Origin of the sequence: Rhodococcus sp. R1101, from assembly GCF_000278445.1 — a bacterium.
Lineage (GTDB): Bacteria > Actinomycetota > Actinomycetes > Mycobacteriales > Mycobacteriaceae > Rhodococcus > Rhodococcus gordoniae.
Map to the genome: position 1 here is coordinate 1 of NZ_AJVB01000351.1, position 4,074 is coordinate 4,074.

Below are 4,074 nucleotides of genomic sequence, written 5' to 3' on the forward strand. Positions count from 1 at the left end.
GCCGAGAGGTGCCCGGCCACCGAGAGCACATGATCCGGATCCTCGAGGTGGACGGGAGGGAGCAGCGTCCGCGAGGACGTAGCGGCCGGATCGGGATCTTCCTCGAGCGCGGCGCGCAGCTCGGGCAGCTGCAGGTGCGCGGCGAGCAGTTCGGCGGCCGCGGCGAGTTCGCGACGGTCACGGTCGAGCCGCTCGCGCGCTGCCGCGCATCGTTGCAGCACCTCCGCGACGGCACGGCCGAGGTGCTCGCGATGAGCGACCGTGCGCCGGAACTGCTCGTCGGCACGTGCCCGTTCGGTCTCCGAGTTACGCAGTTCCCGTGCCAGGTCGTGTGCGTCGACGTCCACGGCCGCGGTCTGGGCTGCGACCACCGCGGCCTTCGCGTGCCATTCGTAGCGGCACGATTCGGCGATCTCCTCCGCCTCGATCCGCTCGGCCGTGGCCTGCGCGCACCGCTCGGCGACATCCGTGAAGCGGGTGTGTGCGGCGAGGACGTCATCGAGAGCGCGGGCCAGTTCGGCGCACAGCGCTTCGGCGGAGGCACATCCGGCGACCAGCGCCTCGAGTTCCGGAACCTCACCGGGCACGCCGAAATGCGCGCATGCGGTGCGATGGGCGTCGAGGTCGGCGCTCCATCGGGCCCGCAACCCCGTCGCCTGATCGCGCAGCTCCACCGCCGTGTCCGCCGCGGAACGCACGCGCCCGTACGCGTGCCGACGTCGTTCGAGCGCGGCTCGCAGCGCGTGCGAGGTCGGTGCGGTCGACAGGTGCGCGTCGATCTCCGCCCGCCGGTGCGCGGCGTCGGGGAAGTCGACGCGCAGCTGTTCCGTCGCGAGGTCGATCCGGATGAGTTCGGCACGGATCTCGTCGAGGCGCACGCGGCGGGCCGCGGTGGCAGCCTCGCGGGCCGGCCTGCCGATGAAGCGCGGGGTCTCGGCGGTGTGCCGTCCACGCAGAACACCGTTGTGCCAGCGGCCGTCCCGCGAGACCGAGGCCACAGCGGTGGCGTCCTCGAAACCGATCGTGTTCAGTACGGCGTCGATCGCCGGCAGCGGTACGCCGGCGTCGAGGTCGGGACGCAGGATCGTCGACAAGGGCTGCGTCGGTGGTTCGCCGCGCGGCGAGACGAGGACCTGGCCGCCGAGTGCACGTAATCGACCCTCCCCGTCGACCGTGGCGGTGAGGAAACCCGCGGCGAGCAACGCGGCTTCGATTCCGGCGCGGTCGTCGTCCCCGAGGGTGTCGACGAATTCCACTGCCTGCCACAGTGGGGCACCGTCGGTGCGCACGTGCCAGGGCGCCTGCTCGGGTCCCTCGCCTCCTGTTTCGAGCGCCGCCTGCTCCCGGACGAGGTGCTCGCGTGCGATCCGTGCGTCGCGTTCTCGACTCTCCCGCTCGTCCGGGGCGTTGTGGAGGTAGCTCAGCGCGGAGCGCGCGGCGGCTGCCGGTAGCGAATCCAGCTCCGCGAGTGCCGAATCGAGGTCGGCACCGTCGGAGCCGGTGTCGGCCGGCGCCGTGTCGATCAGCACGTCGAGCTGCGTGGACAGTCGGCGCATCAGAACGACCCGGTCCCGGTCGAGTTCCGGCAGCAACGCCGTCGTGCGGTCGGCGGTGATCCACTCGCGCCACCGGTGCTGCAGACCGGCGGCGACCGCGCCGACACCGGCATCCGTCTCGGCGGCTTCGACCGCACGGTGTTCGGCGTCGCGCGCCGCGCGGTCGGCGGACGCCTCGGCCTCCCGGACCGCGTGCGCGGCGGCGTCGAGACGACGCGCCTCGAGCAGTCGCCGGTCGGCCTGGTCCCGCCTGCGACGGGTCGCCTCGGCGGCGCGCAGGACGGCATCCCGGGCGTCGCCCACCTCTCCGGGGTCGAGGGACACCGTCGCCACGACCGGCCTCACCACCTGCTCGGGGGTATCGTGGACACCCATCCGGACGGGTTCGAGCACGGCTGGTGGGTGGTCGACGGAGAAGTGCAGCGTAGCCGGCACGGTGTCGTGCGGAAGGCCCACCGCCGGCAGGTCGCGACCCGCCGTCGCGAGACGCCGCGCGGCGCGCGTGACCGCGCATGTCAGTTCGTCGAGGACCCCGGCCGCACGGTCTGCGTCGCGGCGTTCCCGCAGGCGACTGCGCTCGGCCGCGGCCGCCGAGTGTTCGGCCGCGCGGTGGAGCGCATCGACGGCGAGCTGCCGCTGCGCGAGATCGTCCGCCGCTCGGAACATCGCGTGGGTTTCGAGTCCGCGGATCGCGCGGTCGAGTTCGGCCACCTGATCGCGGCGTTCCCGGAGACGGGTGTCCGCGGCAGCGACCTGGGCATCGAGGTCGGTCGCCTCGGCCTCCGCGGCGGCGAGTGCGCGTCGGGTCTCGACGACCCGCCGCGCGGCCTCGACAGCGGCGTCGGCGTCGGCGCGAAGCAGATCCGCCGCATACCGTAGGTACACCTCGTGGAAGCGCAGCACGTGCGCGTTTGCCGTCTCGAGGCGGATCTGTTCCTGACGAGTCTCGCCGAGCAGGTCGAGGCGACCTCCGGCCTCGGTGAGCATGTTCTCCGTCAGCGGTGGCAGCGCGTCCGACAGGATCTGTGGAAGGTGACCCTCGTCGATCCGGTTGCCGACGTCGGGTGAGCGCAGGGTGTGCAGAAGTTGGAGCAGACCGTCGTAGCGGTCGCGTCCGCTCTCACCGTGCAGCCCGAACACCAGTCTGCGGACCGTCTCGCGATGCCGTTCCGGGTCGCGGGTGAGTTTGTCGGCGCCGACGAGTTCGGTGAGCCGCTCGCGCGAGAGGGGAGCGCGAACGTCGTCGACGAGACGCAGGCCGGTGCCGACCCGCAGGGGCGTCGTGAAGAAGTACGCCTCGCTGCGACGTGCGTCGGAGCGATGGCGGATCTGAGCGCCGATGGTGAGATGTCCACTGGGACGCGCCAGTTCGAGCCACAGATATCCGACACGATCCGTCGTATCCGGGGCCCCGGTGCGCATGAGTTCGTCCAGATCGACCTTCGCGGCACCCGTCGCGTCCATGCGTCTGCGATCGCCGTCGAGCAGGAACGGCAACAACATCTCGAGGGCGCGGGACTTGCCGGATCCGTTGGTGCCGCGCAGGATCATCCGTCCCCCGGACAGGACGAACTCGACGTCCAGGTAGTGCCAGACGTTCACGATCCCGGCGCGGTGGAGACGCCAGCGATCCGGGAAGCGGGGTGGAGGGTTCCCGTCGCCGGCGGACGAGTCGGGCAAGTGGGTCATCGACAGTGGCTTTCGGCGGGGACGGGGCGGTAACGGGCGGAGGGTGCGGTCAGTTCGAGTCCGTCCTCGTGCGGGCGCGCCAACCCGAGACGGGTGAGCAGGGCGACGACGTCGCGGCGCAGGAGTGCGAGGTCGCGGACATAGGTGCTCTTCCACGTGCGGGAATGCGAGGCGGCGAGCTCGCCGAGGGTCGAGTCGAGGGTCTGCGCGTCGACGTGCAGTGTGGCCGCCGCCCGCTCCCCGAACCGTCCGACGAGTTCGGACACGAGCAACAGGCAGGCATGCCGCAGGGTCCCCGATCCCGGGAAGGCGTCGTCGGTGAGTACGCCGGCCGGGTCGTATGCGATCGCACCTTCGGCACGCACCTCGAGGACGAGACCGAAATCCTCCTCCAGCATCCGGGCGAGTTCGTGGCGGTCGCGGGTGAGTATCGCCGCCGACTCGTCGTCCAATTCGTCGCGCGCGACGAACGGATCCTCGACGAGCCGCCGGTACAGGCGCCGGCCCGCGGGCTCGTGCTCGTGGCGTGTGAGTGCGGCCGCAGGGCCGGGCATCTCGTGCAGAGGAACGTCGAGCAGGTGGGGGAGCAGGTCGCGATGGATCCGGAGATGGGGAACGTCGTCGTTCTCCTCGTCGGCCCGATCGGACTCGGTGATCACTCCCCATTCCTCGAGGATGCGCAGGACGGCAGCGAAGTTCCGCTCCTCGGACACCGGGTCGCCGAACACGATGCCGTTCTCCCGCGCGTCGGCGCGCACCTGCTCGAGCAGACTGCCGACGGACGCTCGGTCGCCGGCCCCGGGTTCGAGCAGTGCCGCGCACACGAGTG

2 protein-coding genes are annotated in these 4,074 nt (G+C 71.6%); both read right to left on the bottom strand.

Translation table 11 applies throughout. From position 1 onward, the window contains the following. Nucleotides 1–3,245, bottom strand: a 3,245-nt coding sequence (locus tag R1101_RS27280) for a hypothetical protein (RefSeq protein ID WP_016934675.1), incomplete at its 3' end; no start/stop codon positions are given. Further along, on the bottom strand, nt 3,242–4,074 hold an 833-nt coding region (locus tag R1101_RS27285; RefSeq protein ID WP_016934676.1), incomplete at its 5' end, for a DUF2398 family protein. The genes R1101_RS27280 and R1101_RS27285, both read right to left, overlap by 4 nt.